The 18,210-nt window shown below is 51.1% G+C and carries 11 protein-coding genes; 2 read left to right on the top strand and 9 right to left on the bottom strand.

Translation table 11 applies throughout. The annotated features are described in order from the left end of the window. Window positions 1-19: 19 nt before the first annotated feature. Window positions 20-2,392 (top strand): hypothetical protein, encoded by a 2,373-nt coding sequence (locus tag BP71_RS22340; RefSeq protein WP_496383347.1) that lies wholly within the window; start codon window positions 20-22, stop codon window positions 2,390-2,392. 116 nt (window positions 2,393-2,508) lie between these two features. Here BP71_RS22340 and BP71_RS22335 read toward each other — a convergent pair whose 3' ends face one another. The 9 genes from BP71_RS22335 to BP71_RS22295 form a co-directional block, all read right to left on the bottom strand. After that, window positions 2,509-3,711 (bottom strand): ROK family transcriptional regulator, encoded by a 1,203-nt coding sequence (locus BP71_RS22335; protein ID WP_496383345.1) that lies wholly within the window; start codon window positions 3,709-3,711, stop codon window positions 2,509-2,511. 40 nt (window positions 3,712-3,751) lie between these two features. Then, the gene (locus BP71_RS22330) at window positions 3,752-4,975 is read right to left on the bottom strand and encodes a sugar MFS transporter (RefSeq protein ID WP_496383343.1); all 1,224 of its coding nucleotides are present in this window, start codon (window positions 4,973-4,975) and stop codon (window positions 3,752-3,754) included. A gap of 2 nt (window positions 4,976-4,977) precedes the next feature. Continuing rightward, a complete protein-coding gene (locus BP71_RS22325; RefSeq protein WP_496383341.1) occupies window positions 4,978-6,162 on the bottom strand; it encodes a n-acyl-d-glucosamine 2-epimerase in 1,185 nt (394 codons plus the stop codon). Window positions 6,163-6,219: 57 nt separating this feature from the next. After that, on the bottom strand, window positions 6,220-7,200 hold the full coding sequence (locus BP71_RS22320) for a Gfo/Idh/MocA family protein (protein ID WP_496383339.1): 981 nt from the start codon (window positions 7,198-7,200) through the stop codon (window positions 6,220-6,222). A gap of 8 nt (window positions 7,201-7,208) precedes the next feature. After that, on the bottom strand, window positions 7,209-9,938 hold the full coding sequence (locus tag BP71_RS22315; RefSeq protein ID WP_496383337.1) for a PQQ-dependent sugar dehydrogenase: 2,730 nt from the start codon (window positions 9,936-9,938) through the stop codon (window positions 7,209-7,211). A gap of 248 nt (window positions 9,939-10,186) precedes the next feature. Then, a complete protein-coding gene (locus tag BP71_RS22310) occupies window positions 10,187-11,791 on the bottom strand; it encodes a RagB/SusD family nutrient uptake outer membrane protein (RefSeq protein WP_496383335.1) in 1,605 nt (534 codons plus the stop codon). 38 nt (window positions 11,792-11,829) lie between these two features. Then, complete coding sequence (locus tag BP71_RS22305) at window positions 11,830-15,369, bottom strand: SusC/RagA family TonB-linked outer membrane protein (RefSeq protein ID WP_496383334.1); 3,540 nt, start codon at window positions 15,367-15,369, stop codon at window positions 11,830-11,832. A gap of 275 nt (window positions 15,370-15,644) precedes the next feature. Beyond that, a complete protein-coding gene (locus BP71_RS22300; protein ID WP_496383332.1) occupies window positions 15,645-16,613 on the bottom strand; it encodes a FecR family protein in 969 nt (322 codons plus the stop codon). 71 nt (window positions 16,614-16,684) lie between these two features. Beyond that, entirely contained in the window at window positions 16,685-17,311 is a 627-nt protein-coding gene (locus BP71_RS22295) for an RNA polymerase sigma-70 factor (protein ID WP_496383330.1), read from the bottom strand. A 163-nt stretch (window positions 17,312-17,474) separates the two neighbouring features. On the opposite strand from BP71_RS22295, the gene BP71_RS22290 reads away from it, so the two are divergent. Further along, entirely contained in the window at window positions 17,475-18,068 is a 594-nt protein-coding gene (locus tag BP71_RS22290) for an OmpH/Skp family outer membrane protein (RefSeq protein ID WP_496383328.1), read from the top strand. Window positions 18,069-18,210 lie beyond the last annotated feature (142 nt).

Below are 18,210 nucleotides of genomic sequence, written 5' to 3'. Positions count from 1 at the left end.
ACATTGAATTGTATTTGCCATGCATTCCCAAACCCGCAGTACCAGCCTGAACGACCTTTATTTCGCAAGCCTGATCATGGCCTTGTTTTTTGCACCAGCCAACCAGTTTGTGCGCGCGCAAAGCATTGATCTCAAAAATACCGTACTCGTTGTTTCCCCTTCCGTGCCTTCCCCGATGAAGGAAACCGCTCCTGCTGTTCTGACAGAAGAAATCTTCAAACGTACCGGCGTTACGGTCAAAAGCACAATGGCCTGGCCCAAGGCTAATACCACTGTAATAGCACTTGCACACGCTTCGGACAACACGGTAGCAGGCCATAACCTGCCTGCATCGGCGACTCAGCTAAAAAAAGAAGGCTTCCGCGTCGTTACCGAACAATCGGGCGCCTATAAAACCATCTGGATCATCGGTGCCGACGCGCGTGGCGTGCTTTTCGGAACGGGCTGGTTGCTGAGAAATTTGCGGATGGACAAGAATGTACTACAACTCGACAAGCCAGCCGACATTACTACTTCTCCCGCCTACCCCATTCGCGGGCACCAGCTTGGGTATCGCACGACGGCGAATACCTACGACGCGTGGACCGTCGCCCAATTTGATCAGTATATACGCGAACTGGCAGTTTTCGGCAGCAATGCTGTGGAAGGTATCCCGTTCCATGAAGACGAATCCCCGAGTCCGCATTTCAAGATACCGGCCGCGGATATGCGGATCAAAATGAGCGAGATATGCCGGAAGTACGACATGGATTACTGGGTTTGGACACCCGCTACTTTCGACCTAAAAAACCAGGCAAAACGAAAGGCGGAGATCGAAATGCACGAGGATTTTTACAAAAAATGCCCGCGTCTCGATCATATTTTTTTCCCCGGTGGCGACCCCGGCGACAACCATCCCTCAGACGTGCTGCCTTTCCTCAAAGAACTGCAAACCAAACTGGTACAATACCACCCCAATGCAAAAATGTGGATCTCGCTACAAGGTTTCGACACCGAGCAGATCGACTATTTTTACAAATATCTTGAAACTGAAAAACCTGCCTGGCTGCAAGGAGTAGTATCCGGGCCGGGCAGCCCGCCAACGGCCGAAACCCGCTACCGCCTGCCGAAGCAATACCAGCACCGTCAGTATCCCGACATTACGCATTCCGTCCGCTGCGAATTCCCGGTCGAAAAGTTTGATCAGGCCTACGCATTGACTCTCGGCCGCGAGTCGGTCAACCCCAGGCCAGTCGCATTTGCCAAAATCCACGCCAAGTACGCCCCGTTCACTGACGGCTTCGTCTCGTATTCTGATGGAAGTCATGACGATGTAAACAAAGTGCTGTGGAGCATGCGCGGCTGGGATCCGCAAATGGATGTCCATGACATTATGAAAGAATACAGTGCCTTTTTCTTCAACTATTCGATCGCGTCAACGATCGCAAGCGGCATCGAAGCATTGGAACAAAACTGGAAGGGCCCGTTAGCCGAGAATGGAGGCGTGGAAATGACGTATTTACATTGGAAAGTGCTTGAAAATACGGAGGTAGGACTGAAAGATAACTGGCGCTGGCAAATGCTGCTATTGAGGGCATATTACGATCACTACACGCGCCTCCGGCTGATCCACGAGCAAAAACTGGAAAGAGAGGCCAATGCAATTCTTGCCAATGCTAATGAGAAGAACCTCTATCAGGTAATGGATTCCGCATCTATGGTCTTGACCCGGCCGAATCCAAGCCTCATTGCGAAAGACGTCCGTAAGTGGGTTGAAAGACTGAGTGATGCATTATACAGTTCAATCGGTTTCCAAACGAGTACCGAAAAGCACAAGCCCCGCAACCCGGAGCGCGGCGTTGTGATGGATTTTATTGATTACCCACTCAACAACCGATGGTGGCTGGCCGACGAATTTGAAAAAATCAAAAAAATGGACGATCCGGAAAAGCAGCTGGCAAGATTAAAAACGATCGCATTCTGGGAAAACCCGGGTCCGGGTAGTTATTACGACGATATTTCGAGCGTCAGCAAAGGTCCGCGGGTCAAAACCATTTCAGAAGATGCGACGGATGTGGCCTGGTGGGACAATGGCAAGAGCAGAAAACGGTTGTCGTTCCAGCTTTTCCAGCGCGAGCCGCAGTTAGATTATGACAACCTCGACCCGCACGCACGCTACACCATACGTGTGGCAGGTTCAGGTGAAGCGCTCCTGCGCGTAGATGGCAAGCGCCTTTCTCCATTGACCTATAACAAAGAACCGGATACTTTCAAAGAATGGATCGTCCCGCTTTCCCTGACACAGGACGGTAAAATCTCCGTCACATTCGATGGCCCGGAAGAATCGGACCTCAACTGGCGCAAACAATCCAAGATTTCGGATATCTGGCTTTTGAAAGCAATGACTGAGTAGAGTTAATGAATGATTGAGTAGTCTATAATAGAGGGATCTACGTCGAGGTACTCATTAACCAGGCTATCCCAACGGGGTTAATTGACTCACTCCCCATTCCACGGCGCCTCGTTCAGTCATTGGCTCATTAAAAACCGCTCGCGGACCAAAAAACATGCCCCGAGCAATCCGGCGTCCCCGCCCAGCTGCGATGTGACGAGCCGGGTGTCGTTATTGACAAGGCTGAGCGAGTATTTGTTAATGGCTGTTTTGATGGGGAGACCGATATATTCACCGGTCGCGAGAAGGCTTCCGCCGAGAATGACGAGTTCGGGATTGAAGACATTGATGAGCGAAGCAATACCGCGTCCGAGGTTTTCACCCAGCTCGGCAAGGAGTTCGATGGCAAGGACGTCATCGGCAATGGCTGCGTCGATGATGTCGTCCATGGTGATCTGGTCGGGGTCGGGAATTCTGGCACTGATTGCAGATGAAGAGCCGTCTCGCAGTTTATCGCGGAACATCCTTTCCAATGCCCAACCGGCTGCCTGCGTTTCCAAACAACCTTTTTTGCCGCAGCGACAGATGTACTCATTGTTGAAAACCGGCATGTGTCCGAATTCCCCCGCATAGCCCGATTTCCCATAGTACAGTTTGCCGTCCATCAGGATACCGACTGCAATACCATAATCGAGGTTCAGGAAAAGCACATCCTTTTCATTTTCCACCGCCCCCATGCAGAACTCGCCATAAGCCATCGCGCGGGAATCGTTTTCCAGGAAAACCGGAAAGCCGATCTTTTCCTCTACAATCTCGCTCAATGGGCGGTCATCGAAATGGAAATAGCTGTAACTGTGACCTGTGCGGTAATTAACACGTCCTGACAGGTTAATACCCACCCCGCGGATGCGGTCTTTGGGAATGGAAAGTCCGTTGATAAAGGTTAGAATGTGATCACAAAGCTGGTCCCTTGATCCGAGTGTGTTGCTCAGTTCATAATCGATCCTGCCGGACTTGACAACCAACGCCTTATCCAGGTCTGAAAGGCCGATCGTAATATGGCTTTGCTTCACATCCACGCCGATGAAATAGGCGGCATCGGCCGCCACCCCATAGAGATTTGGTCTCCGGCCGCCGGACGACTCGATCTTTCCGAAATCCCGGACCAGCCCTTCGTTTCTCAGCTCATTCACCAGCACCGTCACCTTGGGAATACTGATATTGAGCTGCTTACCCAACTCGGGCAATGTCATGCTGCCATGATTGGCCAGATACCCCAGAATGATCCTGGCCGGATCTTTGGTTTTGTAGTTAGCGGCAACGCGAAGGGGTCTGCTCATAGGGTGTTTAAAACATTGGGCGGCTAAATTAAGGACATATTTACTTTGTTCTATATCCGTTTAATCCAAAAAACAGGATAAAAACATAGCATACGACCGGTAACATGAAGGCAATCTCCCAATTGTAGTGATCGATAAGCCAGCCTTGCAGGAACGACACCACTGCCCCACCCACAATGGCCGTTGACAGCCAGCCGGATGCCCGGGTCGCATATTTTTCCAGGCCGGTTACCGACAATGAAAAAATTGTCGCGAACATAATGGAGTTACACAAACCCACCGCGATCATGCTCCATACCGCCAGGGAGCCTGCACTGTTTACTGAAAGGATGATCAGGAAAACGGCTGCGGCGGCGCAAACGCTGAGCACTTTCGACGGTCGCACCACTTTGAGGATACCGGCCCCAGCAAACCGGCCTACCAGCATGCTGCCCCAGTAAAACGCGACAAAAGTATTGGCTTCATTCTCGCTGATACCCGCCGTATCCGCAATGTAGTTGGTCAGGAAAGAGCCAATCGAAACCTCGGCACCCACGTAGCAGAACAATGCAATGACCCCGAAACGCAGATTCCGGAAACTAAAAATACCTGTTGGTTCATCCTTTCTCTCAATTTCCCGGGTGACCGGCACTGGTAATTTCAGCTGACTCACTACCGCTGCAATCACGATAAGCAAGGCCGTAATGGCCAGGTAGGGCATCCGCACTGCATCACTCGACTTTAAAACCTGATCCGCACGTGAAAGAATATACCATGAGCCGAGCAGCGGCGCAACTGTGGTACCCAACGACCCCACCGCCTGGATCAGATTAAAACGCGAGGAAGCCGTCTTCGCCGGACCCAGCATCGTGATGTAGGGATTGGCAGCCACCTGCAATAGCACAATACCGATCGCGAGGATGAACAATGCGGCCAGGAAAAGGTAATACTGATGCAGTAGAGACGCCGGAAAGAACAGAAACGTCCCCACCGCAGCAATCGCAAATCCCGCGACCATGCTTTGCTTGAAGCCTATCCGTCCCACGATCACCCCCGCCGGAATGGACATGACGCCATAGGTAAAGAAGAAGTAGAACTGTACCAGCGCAGATTGTGTGTAGGTGAGCTGAAAACTGTTCTTAAAAAACGGCACGAGCGTGTCGTTCAGGCAGGTGATCAGCCCCATCATGAAATACAGTACAGCCAGCGTAGCGAGTGCAGGCCGAAAATTCTGGCCTATCGAAATGCCCGCAGGCTGGTCGGATGCAACGGGTACGTGTGCCATGGTCAGACAATTACGGATATTTTGGCCTGGATCGCTTCGAGTGTCTTCCAGCATTGGAACAAACCCCGAGGCACATGGAAACATCCTTTCCATTTCCCACCTTTCAGCGTCAGTAACGGATCGCCCTGGCGATTGAGGTACCCGAACCACTCACCATGCGCAGGGTCCGGGAAATGGCCCCAGGTGTAATCATGAATGCGTTCGAACCAATGCGAGCAGCGCTCGTCGCCTGTATGCAGATAGCCTTTGAGGAGGGTGATAAGTGTTTCAATATGCACCCACCAGAGCTTCTGGTCCCATTCGAGCTGTTGGGGAGGGTTGCCTTTCACATCCATAAAATAGAAAATCCCGCCATATTCATGATCCCAGCCATATTCGATCAGCTGAATGGCAATGTCCACAGCCCTTTGAATTAACTGCTGATCCGAAGACCGTTTGGCCAGATCCATCATGAACCACATCGATTCCAGGCCGTGGCCCGGGTTCACAAGCCGCCCTTCAAACGAATCTGAAAACGAGCCGTCCGGACTGATGTTTTCCAATATCACGCCCAATTCGGGACGATAAAATTTGTTCATGACCGTCGCAATACCCCGGTCGATGACTTCACTCACCAGCGCAGGATCGAGGAGTGATTCAATTTCCAGCACCAGATTACAAAGGATCATTGGCAGCGCAAAACTTTCCAGCGGCCTCGCACCCGGCACGGCCTTGCTGTAAATACCTTTGGGACTATCCTGTCTTTTGAGAATATTCTGAAAAGTGTCTATCGCGATGGTTTTGAAACTTTCATCGCCGGTTGCTTTATAGAGCTGGCCGAACGCCATGGTCGCGAAGCAATCTGAAAAGATACTGTGCGGCTGCATGAGCGGGTTACCGGAACGGTCCAGGGAAAAATACCAGTCGCCCCGACCGTTCCGCCCGTGCGCCTGCAAAAATTTCGCACCCGAAAGTGCCATGTCCAGCCATTCCTGCCGTTGTTCCACCTGGTTGTAAAGCATGGCAAAACACCAGACCTGCCGGCATTGCAGCCACACGAACTTATCGGTATCAAACACTTTCCCCTCTCTGTCGAGACAGGTAAAAAAACCACCCGATTCAAGATCGGGTGAGTTTTTCATCCAGAAAGGAATTACATCGTTCAGCAGCGTATGCCGGTACTGGCCAAGATACTTTTCGGGTTGCATGAAAGGTAGGTTAAGGTTCAGGAATAGTCCCTGATCGTTGATTTGGATATAGGTTGTTTAGGATAATGCGATGCTTTTACCACCCTTTTTGCGGCTGATGTCGGCTGCATGGATGAAACTGAAAATTTCCAGCGTTTCGGCGGCGGCTACCGGCGGCTTACCCGATCCGAAGAATGCGATGATCTCTTTCACGAGCGGCTCGTAGGTCGAGAATGGCCCGAGCTGCGCAATGCCTTTCTCGCCGAATGCGGTTCCGGCAATGTTGGCGGCTCCCTTGCGAATGCCGCGTACCGTGCCGATCCGGCCATCGTTCCACACGCCCACCACGACGTCGGTGCCTTCCTGATGCGTGCGCGAAACGGATTTGCACCCCGGCCCCATCACCGTGAAGAGCATTTCGACACCGTGGATAGCATACCAGGCAAGATCGCTGTGGTGTGGTTCCATTTCCGCCGGCGTGTACACATCCGCGCCCGTCACCGCACCTATCGACCCACCCACGACTTTCTGCACACTGGCATCGAAACGCAATGCGGATGAGGTAAAAACAGGTGTATTGTATTCGGCAGCCGCTTTGAAAATAGCTTTGACACCATCCAGCGACGCAGCGATTGGTTTGTCTATAAAAACACGCTTTCCCGCCTTAAAAACGGGCAAGGCCTGTTCGAAATGCGGCCGGCCATCATTAGATTCGAGCAGTACCACATCCACCTTGTTCAGCAAAGCATCGATCGAATCTACGATCTCCACCTCCATTCCTTTTACTTTGGCAGTAACATCGGGCCGCATCTTCAGTGCCGATTCGATATCCTCGCTTCCCTTCGCATACGCAGCCACGACTTTGTATCCGTTCATATCAGGGCTACCGGCGTTGATCATCCGTGTAAACACCTCGCTATGGCTGGTATCCAACCCGATCACGCCTACCCTTTTGCCGTTTGCGACATTAAAATCTTTTCCGAAGGACAACGTGGGTCCCGCAACAGCCAGCCCCGTCGCCGACAAGGCTGAGCTGTAAATAAAATTTCTGCGGTTCATCTTAAAGGTTAAGGGTTAAAATCGTTTTCAAAATACATCCAGTCGATATGGAACAGCGGCCCCTTCACCTGCCCGTTTCTGAAAACCAGGTACAGATCGTGCATTCCGTTACCATTTACCGGGAGCAGGACCTCTTTCCAGTCGGTTTTGGGATCCGCCACTTTCCCGGCGGGAATGTCTGCCTTTCCAAGCAGCTGCCCGTCTTTCGAGCCCCTACGCAGTTCGATTGTGCCCCCAGTGCCCTGCTCCTGCACACGCAGACGGATATTTTTGATATGGGTTAAATCGATATTGTTGAAACGGGTGTACTTGCCATCGGTGATATTAGCGATGTACGATACATACCCAGTGTTCTGGGTAGCGATGACCACACCTACGTTGCCTTCCTGGTAATCTTCCATCTGAATCAGCGGGTTGCGCAGCACAATGTGGCTCGCGCTTTTCAACGGACCGATTCCGTTAGCGCCTTTATCGGTGTAAGCAGCCTGTAACACGTAAGCGCCCTCATTGCCCTTCCCGATGTGTTCGCCAAGTTTCATCTGGTTCGTCAATGGCGTACGAACAGCCTTTTTACCCAATGAAAGAATATATCCTGCGATCTCCCTGGCATCCTTTTCAGGCAGGTCTGCATGCGGCGGCATCGGGTACGATCCCCAGTTGCCACTACCGCCGGTGATGATCTTGCGCGCAAGCATATCCGTGGCTCCTGCTTTACCATCATATTTTTTTGATATCTCCTTCAAAGCCGGGCCGATCGACTTCGTGTCCATGGTATGGCAAGCTTTGCAATCCAGCGAAGCATATAATTGGGCTGTCGCGACATATTGCAGATCCTCGCCTTCAGAGCCGGATAATGCTCCGGCCAGGTCTTTTCCAAATGCCAGGTAATTAAAACCGGCATGGATTTTCGAAGGATCGATCTTTCCGTCCTCTTTGTCGGTTACTTTGATCTGATAGTCAAAAGGCGCATTGTCCCAATAAAAACTACGGTTTGCCTTCGTCGCGATCGTTACATCCGGCGGTGTGTTGCCAATCTTGAACTCGGTTGTAGTCGTGCCTTTTCCGCCATGTTGGTCCGAAACAGTGAGCACCACATTATAAATACCGGATTTGGTAAATGTGTGTTTCACTTCCTCACCGGCCAGTTTTTTCGAACCGATCTTCCATTCATACGTCAGCTTGTCACCCGGATCGTAATCTTGAGACCCTTTGGCTGAAAGTGTCGCAGTAAATGGGGCCGGGCCGATGGTTTTGCCCGTCAAAACGGCGGCGATCGGATTACGGTTTCCTTCTGCGTACTCCACGCGGATAATGCCGGAATCGGTGTTCCGGGCAAACCAGTTGGTACCATAAGCCAGCAAATAAATGGCCCCGTCGGGCGCTATCTGCATGTCGATGGGCGCCACTACTTTCAGCTGGGGCAGGAACGGCTCCATACTTACATAGTTGCCGTTGCTGTCCATCGTCACCGCCATGATCCATTTCCGGATCCATTCAAAGATAAACAGCTTGCCGTTATAGTACTGGGGCAGCTTATAAGGCGCATTCGGGTAAAGATCGCTGTAATAAACCGGGCCGGCCATCGCGCTTGCTCCGCCCTTGCCTACCAGCGGATATTTTTTGGAAGGCCCTTTGCCATACCAGATGAATGCGGGCTGGGCAGGCGGCAACTCCCGCAGCCCCGAATTGTGCGGCGAATCGTTGATCGGCTTTTTCGGATCTTTCCCAGGCCCTTCTTTCTTGGTGGCAAAATCATAATCCGGAAATACCTCATTATCTCCCAGGAAATATGGATATCCAAAGAAACCGGGTTTCCGTGCCTGATTGATCTCGTCATAACTCATCTTACCCTCACTGCCCGGCACTTCGGTATCCGGACCGACGTCACCCCAGTAGAGGTATTTCGTTTTCGGGTCAACGGAGATACGGAAGGGATTACGGACGCCCATCGCATAGATTTCAGGTTTACCCATGGAGCCGTCCCTGGGAAAAAGGTTTCCATCGGGAATGCTGTAAGTACCGTCCGCTTCGGGTTTGATCCGGAGTATTTTACCCCGATAGTCGTTACTGTTGGCGGTAGCAGCCTGATCGTCCGAAAGCTCCCGGCCCGGACGCTCGTCGATGGGTGTATGTCCTTCAATCTCTTCTGCGTTTGTATTATCGCCGATCGACAGATACAGCAAACCATCCGCAAATGTGATATAACCAGCAGAATGGCAGCAGTACTTACGCTGCGTGGGCACTTCGAGGAGTACTTTTTTCGAGGACTGGTCCAAAGTCTTTCCTTTGAGCTCAAAGCGGGCCAGGTGGCTGATGCTCTTGTCACCCCCTACCCCGTAATAAAAATAGAGCCAATGGTTATTCTTGAAATCAGGGTCAGCGGCTACCCCCAGCAGCCCATCCTCAATACCACTGAAAACATTGAACTGCGCAATGGTTGAAAGCTCTTTCGTCGTATTGCTAAAATAGCGTACAGCACCTTTCCGTTCGGCGATGACCATGTCGTAATTCGGCAGAATGGCCATTTCCATAGGCTCGTCGAGACCGGACACCAGCTTAGTATAGGTAAACCGGCTCGAATCCGGCCCTTCTGACGCCATTTTCACGTCCGTCACGTCCAGCGCCACCGGATTCGGATTGTCAACAGCCCGGAACAGCGGTGTGTCGTGCCTCGATACCGAAGCCAGGCACAACACACCGGCCGCCCATAGCCCCGCGATAGATTTGATTTTTTTCACACGATAAACTTAATAATTTATTTTATTTAATATAGCGTTATGTTTATTTTAATTTTGAATGACTGAATGATTGAATACATCACCCTGAGAGTTGCTAAATATAGCGGTGAACAGTGCCTTCAACCCAAGCGGAACGGCAGTCGCCGCATCCAGATTAATTCAACCACTCATTCACTCATTCAGTCATTCAGTCATTCAGTCATTCAGTCATTCAGTCATTCAGTCATTCCAGACTACTCAATCATTGCCTAATAATTAGCATTCTGCTTGATAGATCCGCCGGAGCGATCGATCTCTACTTGCGGGATCGGGAACACTTCGTTCTTTCCGGCTGTAAAATTGGCTCCTTTACCATTTGACAGGGGTTTAGCAGAATAGGATTTCATCGTCTGAACCAGCGTATTCCAGCGCATCAGGTCGTAAAGACGGTGGTATTCCATCGCCAGCTCGACGCGACGCTCGTGGCGCACGGCCTTGCGCAGGTCTTCGGTCACCTTCACATCGGAAAGCGGTTTTTCAGCCACTTTCAACATGCGGGAAGTCGCTTCCACATCTTTACGCGATGAATTGGAAGCACGCTTACGCACCTGGTTGATATAATTTGCAGCCTCCGCTTTATCCCCGCCGCTCTCAATCAGCGCCTCCGCATACATCAGCAGCACATCGGCGTACCGGATCGGGTGATACGTCCAGGCGTCGTTCCCCCAACCCTGCCCCCGCCTCGACTCGGGCAGATATACTTTGCGGTTGTGATAGCCAGTATTGGGATAGGTGGAAAAGTCGAGCACTTCTTTCGTCCCATTAAGCTTTGGAAAAACATCCCCGGATTGCAATACCGTTGACAGCAATCTCGGATCCCCCTCTTCAAACTCATTGACAAGGTCTTGCGTAGGCAAATCAAAACCCCAGCCGCCCGTGGCGCCACGCGGTGAGCAATAAACGTTAGTCGTACTACCGTAAATCGGGATAGCCGGATCGTCGCCCATGATGATCGAGAAGACGGCCTCCTTGGTTTTGTAGCCATTTTCAAGGAAGATCTCCTGAAACTGCGGATGCAATGCAAATGCGCCGGAATCGATCACCTTTTTGGCAGCGTCTCGTGCTTTGGCGAACAATGCAGGATCATCTTTTGCAAAAAACATATAAACCCGCGCCAGCAACGCCCAGGTAGCCTCCCTGGTAGCCCTGCCCAGTTCCGCAGGCTGTAAGCTGGCAGCAGAAAGCATGGCCGGATCATTGGCAACGGCGGTCAGCTCCGATTCTACAAACTGAAATACCTCCTTACTGCTTGCGCGGTTCAGCTTCGTACGGTCGTCGACGGTCAGCGTTTGGGTTACCAGCGGCACCCCGCCGAAAACTTCCGCGAGTTCGAAATAAAAGAACGCCCTTAAAAACCGGATCTCTGCCAGATAGCGACTCTTTAAAGTAGCGTCCAACGGCGCACCACCCGCGTCGATCAGCGCGGCTTCCGGCAATTTTTCCAGCGCCACATTGCAATTGCCGACCGCGGCATAACGGGCCGACCAGTAACCTGTCAGCGTTTCGTTGGACGAAATAGATCTCCCGAAACCCAGATCGGTCACAAACGGACGATCGCCTGCATCGGAGCCACCTTTATCGGCATCGTCTGTCGCCATGTTACCCAGCTCAGCACGTGCGGCTTCGTAGCCCCAGAAATTGCCTGTAAATCCGCGATAACAGGTTACCAGCGATTTAAATGCCGCGTCGGGCGATTTATAGAATGTTTCATCCGTGAGGTTGCCCGGTGGAGTGCGGTCCAGGAACTCATCGGAACACGACGTTCCGCCGAGCACAAGGTATGACGCGAGCAGGATGGCTGATAGCTTTTTCATATACATTTCCTTTGAGGATCAGTGATAAAATGAATGACTTAGAATTTTGCATTGACACCAAACAACCAGGTACGCGCCTGTGGGAAGTACCCTTGGTCGATACCCGTCAGCTTGGGATCGGTAGAGCCCATTTCAGGATCCAGGCCGCTGTATTTGGTCACAGTGAAGAGGTTTTGCGCGCCTACATAAAACCGCACCTGCTTGATTTTCGCTTTTTCAAGCAACCCGCCAGGCAGACTGTAACCCAACTGAATGTTCTTCATGCGCAGGTATGAACCGTCTTCTACAAAATACTGCGACACATTGGTGTTCAATCCCGCGTTCTGAGAGATCTTGTAATGCGTATTGGTACTTCCCGGGCCATTCCAGGCCTTTTCCAGAAACCCTTTGGGCGCATTGTACCAACCCGTTCCCGCCTCGGTATCGTACCGCAGAATATTCATCACATCATTACCCTGCGAACCTTGCAGGAAAGCGCTGATATCGAATCCTTTATAAGCAGCATTCAATGTCAGACCGTAGATGAAGTCCGGCCACGGATTACCGATTTTAGTCCGGTCGTCCGCATTCAGGATCTGGTCGCCGTTGATATTCCGGAAACGGATATCGCCGGGTGTCGATAGACCTTTTTGCGCGCTGGCAGCGACTTCGTCCTGCGTTTGAAAAATACCATCCGTCTGCCAACCGAAGTAGTAACCAACCGGCATCCCCTCTTCGGTTTTGGTAATAGTTTCGCCCAGATGCGCCGTTGAGTAGATCGGCTCTCCGCCACCGAGTGTGGTCACCTTGTTGGTGAAAGTCGACAGTGTAGCCTTCACACCATATTGAAAATCACCCTTTTGATCATCATAACCGATAGCAAACTCCCAGCCTTTGTTCACCATCTTGCCTGCATTGGACCAGGGAAAATTGGGATAGCCCAGCGTGGTTGGCAGCGGAACGATGAGCAGCATATTATCCACTGCCTTTTTGAAATAGTCCGCAGTGAACGTGAGCTTATTGTTCAGGAATGCGAGATCAAGCCCAATATCGGTTTGATTGGAAGTTTCCCATTGCAGAATAGGATTGCCGATGCTGTTTCTTCCCGCACCGAGATATCCGGTTTTGTTATCCCCGAAAAGATAGCGCGCATTGTTGCCGTAAGTCGAGAGATAAGCTCCGTTCCCGATGTTCTGATTGCCGATCTGCCCGTAGCTGGCACGCAGCTTGCCTTCCGAAAGCCATTTCAGGCCCGCACCTTTGAAAAATTCTTCATTGGTAAAATTCCAGGCAGCCGAAACCGAGGGAAAGGTCCCCCAGCGGTAGTCTTTGGCAAAACGCGAGGTCCCGTCACGACGCACGTTGGCCGTCAGCACATATTTACCTCCGAATGAATAACTTACACGACCAAAGTAGGAATGCAAAGCATTGGAGTAAGTGTACCCCGAAGCACCCGGATTGATCGTCGCCGCATTGATAATCCGCATATCCTCTTCATTATTGACAATCCCTTGCTTGGAAGCACCATATTCCAACCCCTTGGTCAATTCGGCAGAAACACCCGCAAGCGCATTCAAACGATGCTGGCCCCATACCTGATCGAATGCCAGGGTATTTTCCCAAACAAAGTAGTTGGACCAGTAGGAGTAATTGCTGACCGTGTTGTAAGTAGCATAGTCGTAGCCGTTGAGGTAATACTGAGGTGTAAAACCTTTGGATAAGCCCCGGTGTACATCGAGACCAAAATTGCTGCGGAATTTCAGCGGCTCGATGATCTTAACCTCCAGATTGGCACCGCCTTTCATACTGATGCCCTCCCAGATACTCTGCCGCATACGCTCAATTTGCCCAACCGGATTGGGTTTATTGGAATACAACACCCCGGCATAACGCGAGAATGGATTACTCGCGTCGTAGCCCTGCATGATCGTCTGGTAAAAAGACGGGATATCGCGCAGGTTATCCCGGTAAACGGGCGTGATCGGGTCGGCTGTCATAGCGCTGAAAATGGTACCGGAATAAGGATTGTTCTCATCGATATTACGACGGCTCTCATATACCACAGCAATATTGCTGCCCAGACGCACGCGGTCGTTGATTTCCGCATTCACATTGTTGCGCCACGAAATCCGTTGGTAGTCGGAACCCCGGACGATCCCCTTCTGATTCATGTAGCCTAATGCGGATGCAAAATCGACTTTTTTACTACCCCCCGAGACGGTGATGTTATAGCTCTGAATGGGCGCATTCTCCTGAATGATCTGCTTCCACCAGTCGGTCCCCTCCGCACCCGTGTTGGCACGTACGAAATTGAGCGCCTGCGATTTCATATCGGGAGAAATCGGGGGCGTTACACCCACGGCTTCCGCCGCGCGGTTTTTGTAGTTGATAAACTCCTCGGCATTCAGCATATGCGGACGCTTCCAGGGCGACTGCAATCCGTAATAACTGTCAAAGGAAACGCTCATAGACTCCGATTTCGATCCTTTTTTGGTAGTGATGATCACCAGGCCGTTCGATGCCCGCGAACCGTAGATGGCGGCAGCCGACGCATCCTTATGAATGTCCATTGTTTCAATATCGTTGGGGTTCAGCCACCCAATGCTGGTTTGAGGCAACCCATCGACGATGTAAAGGGGTTCGTTGGAATTGTTAATAGAACCGATACCACGGATTCGCACCACCCCAGTCGAACCCGGGCTGCCGCTGCTCTGTGTAACCATTACCCCGGCCGCTTTCCCCTGCAATGCATCCGAAGCACTCCGGATCGGCATGTTACGGATCTCGTCACCACCGATCGATGATACCGAACCGGTTACATCTTTTTTAGAAACGGTTCCATAGCCCACTACCACCACTTCCGAAAGCGATTTGGAATCGGTGGAAAGCTTCATGTCGATCACGGAACGATTCTCCACAGCTACTTCCGACGACAGGTAGCCAATGAATGAAAACACAAGCGTAGCGTTTTCCGGAACATCTGAAAGTTCATAGCGCCCTTCTCCGTTAGTGGTGGTACCTGCGCTCGAATTCTTCACGATCACGCTGGCGCCCGGGAGCGGCTCACCTGTAACGGCGTCGATTACCACACCCGAAACCGACAATGCGACGGCAGTAGCTTTCCGCTCGGCAGCCCCCTTAAAAAGCGAAGCCAACGTATTCATCGACTGGGGCAGCTCTACCCGGCCCGATGGTTGCTGTTCTTCCAGAGAAGTCTTTCGTTCGGCATCCGGGCGATCGGCCGGCTTTTCACCGATGTCGTCCTTGACATAAATGACGTAAAAATTATCCCTCAGTTTTTTGAATGCCAGCTTATTAGGTTCCAGGATCTTGCGCAGGGAATGCTCCAGCGAGCCTCCTTTTCCGGCCTCCTTCACTGTTTTTCCGTTCACATATCCTGAGTTGTACAAAAAGGAAACATTGAACTGCTTCTCGAGCTCCCGGAGCTTCGTTTCCAGGGATACCGCCTGGCGCGGTCGCGTGCTGGTGCCAGGGTGGACCTCTTCGGCCCTCGATAGCGCAAACTGCTGTGCGTTCACCGCAGTAGCGATGCAACAGCAAATGGCGATCAGGTTTAGCGTAAGGATTAGTCGTTTCATAGGCGAAGCGCTTTAAAAGGGTTTGTTTAAATGGGCGAATAATCGGTGATGTATGATATTATTTCGCATTTCCGAACATAGAGTACCTGTTCCTTCGGACTACCGCCACGAGCGTGTGAACTTTTTTCGAAATCATCCCTAAAAAATGCTGGAATACCCTTCAAAAAGTATTTTGAGCGAGAAATTAAGATATGAAACTATGTTATTCCCAATACTTAATAAATAAAAATATTAAGTAAACACCAATATTGATGCGTCTGCCGGGGAAAGAATGTTTAGTTAGATTTGGGCCGGACGGTCAGGTGGCTGCCCTCTCTTTGGATGGATACGGCCGATGCCTCTGCGATACCTTCCAGCAATAGTCCGACATTGTCCGTCGGGACGGAACCCGAGATTTGCCTGCTGAGCAGATCAGGTTCGCTGACCTCCGTTTCGAGGCCGTAGGTATCCTGCAACAGCACCACGATTTCGCGTAGTGAAGTATTATTAAATATCAGTTTATGATCTTTCCAGGCGGAATATGCCGAGGCTTCGACGCGTTCCTTGACGTAATCCGACGGCTTTTCCGCGAATTGCACCATTTCACCCGGTTTGAGGATCAATGCGTTATGTGCCGGACCACCCAGGTTGCATTGCACTTTCCCTTCATTGAGCACCACGCGGGTACCACTTTTTCGCTTACTCACATTAAACTGCGTCCCCAGCACATCCAGGCTGAAATCCGAATCCGTACGCACCCTGAATTTACTGTGGCTTGCCGTATGAACAACCTTGAAAAAAGCTTCTCCTTCCAAATGTACCTCCCGTAAATTGGTCCATTGCGCATCATAGGAGAGTGTTGAATTCCCATTCAAAGTCACCTCTGAGCCGTCGGGCAGGCTGATGACGCGCGTCTCACCAAAGCCGGTCCTTTCCACGACCGCGCCATTGAACTGGCGGAAGAGGTAAATACCGATCCCGGCGATAACCAGAATCGATACCGTTGCCGCGATCCGGGTCCAGTATCCCATGAACGACCTCCGGCTGATTTCCACCAGCAACTCGGACACATTACTTCCCTCTTCCTGTATTTCCGACCACATTTTCTCTTCCAGCGCCGACAGAGCCGGATCCGACAAGCCGTCCGTAAATGCCGGGCGTCCTTCCGGCGATTGATACCAATCGTCCAGCTCCTTCTTCTCGGCTGCCGAGTTTTCACCGGTCTTTTCCCTTTCCAATAAATACAGCAAGCGGTCCTTGTCCATTCGTCGATATGCTTCTTCCCTCTTAATAGTAACACTGCGGGCCGGTTACCGCCACGGAACCGGTCATTTTTTTATTTGATATATAAATCCCAAATTTCCAATACGATACCAGCCCACGCAAAGTCTTTAAGATTTTCGCGCAGAATTTTCAATGCTCTTCCCATTTGCTTTTCAACGGTATCTACGGGAATATTTTCCTGTAATGCGATCTCCTTGTAGGTCAAATTCTGCTTTCTGCTTAAAACATACACTTTACGCAGTTTGTCTGGCAGATTGGCAACACTGGCTTCCAGCGCCCGTGCCAGTTCTTCGTAGTGAAGACGGTCTTCGATGGGATTGCCCGCGGCTTCCGGGAGTTGTAAAAGGTGTTCGAAATATGCCTCCCTGACTTTGCGTGAACGGATGAGGTTATAAATGCTGTACCGCAGTGCCCCGAAAAGGTATGCTTCGAGCGACACCGAGATCAGCAGTGTTTCGCGCTTGGCCCAGAGATCGATAAAAATCTCCTGTATGATTTCCTCGGATTCCTCCCGCAGCATGAGCCGCCGGTAGGCCGCATCAAAGAGCCTCCGCCAGTATTTGCGGTACAATGCTGCAAAAGCTTCACTATCGCCCGTTTGCATTAGGGAAAGCAATGCTTCGTCGGTACTATGTGGGTTTTCGGGAACGATGTGTCGGAAAGGTTTAGGAGCCTGCAATTTCCGAAAATTGGGAGAAAGTCGGCGCTATGCCGGTGCTAAATGTTTTTATCCCGCATGCTGCTTACAGTTATGTGATCGTTTTTTACATTTTTAAGACAACAGAATCGATATGTAACCGTTGTTGCAATATACCTCAAAACCATCAAACAAACCTTTCGAAATGAGAACATTACTTGTACTTACGCTGCTCGTTCTCACGGGCGCAGGGATCAGCTTCGGTCAATCATCTGATCAGAAGATCGGCTATGTCGATCAGCAGCACATTCTTCAGAATATGCCCGAGTTCAAAAAACTCAATGAGGAGATTGTCGTGAAAAGCGAACAATACGACAAGATCCTGAAAGGCAAGTACGAAGAATTCAAAACCAAATCGGAGGCATTCGATAAGCTCGTGGCCAGTAAGGCCGACCAGGCGATTTTACGCGATAAAGCCATAGAACTCGAAAACCTCAAGAAATCCTACGAGGACTTTGAAACCAACTCGATGGCGCAGCTCCGCGACTACTATTCCAAAAAATTCGAACCCATAAAACAGAAGGTGAACGAGGCGATCATCTTCGCCGGTCGGCAAAAAGGCTACGCATTCCTGCTCCGGATGGACCTCAACCCCGATGGCGGAGACCTTTGGCCAGTAGTACTCTACGCGCGCGACTCCACATCCAACCTCACTTCGGACATTATGAAAAACCTGGGCATCAATGCCGCGGCCGCTTCTACGCGAAAGGTCGGGATCCCGCAGGTTTTGAAACGGTGATACTTCCTCTTACACGCCATGCTATCTCCGCCGGTTGAAACCGGCGGTTAGTGCTGACGAAAGTCATATTTCGGACCATGCGCCGGTCATCCTTCGCCCTGGCCGTTTGCCTCAATTTTGGCAAAAGGTTAAGCTATCATGA

The sequence above is a fragment of the Dyadobacter ginsengisoli DSM 21015 genome (assembly GCF_059568735.1).
Note: the sequence above shows the minus strand (reverse complement) of the source record. Positions and strands in the feature narration are given on the sequence as shown.

What these genes read in the sequence shown, in the direction of transcription:
- BP71_RS22310 (WP_496383335.1), bottom strand. Translation starts at nt 11,791, where the DNA reads ATGAAAAAGCTATCAGCCATCCTGCTCGCGTCATACCTTGTGCTCGGC.
- BP71_RS22305 (WP_496383334.1), bottom strand. Translation starts at nt 15,369, where the DNA reads ATGAAACGACTAATCCTTACGCTAAACCTGATCGCCATTTGCTGTTGC.
- BP71_RS22300 (WP_496383332.1), bottom strand. Translation starts at nt 16,613, where the DNA reads ATGGACAAGGACCGCTTGCTGTATTTATTGGAAAGGGAAAAGACCGGT.
- BP71_RS22335 (WP_496383345.1), bottom strand. Translation starts at nt 3,711, where the DNA reads ATGAGCAGACCCCTTCGCGTTGCCGCTAACTACAAAACCAAAGATCCG.
- BP71_RS22290 (WP_496383328.1), top strand. Translation starts at nt 17,475, where the DNA reads ATGAGAACATTACTTGTACTTACGCTGCTCGTTCTCACGGGCGCAGGG.
- BP71_RS22330 (WP_496383343.1), bottom strand. Translation starts at nt 4,975, where the DNA reads ATGGCACACGTACCCGTTGCATCCGACCAGCCTGCGGGCATTTCGATA.
- BP71_RS22325 (WP_496383341.1), bottom strand. Translation starts at nt 6,162, where the DNA reads ATGCAACCCGAAAAGTATCTTGGCCAGTACCGGCATACGCTGCTGAAC.
- BP71_RS22320 (WP_496383339.1), bottom strand. Translation starts at nt 7,200, where the DNA reads ATGAACCGCAGAAATTTTATTTACAGCTCAGCCTTGTCGGCGACGGGG.
- BP71_RS22340 (WP_496383347.1), top strand. Translation starts at nt 20, where the DNA reads ATGCATTCCCAAACCCGCAGTACCAGCCTGAACGACCTTTATTTCGCA.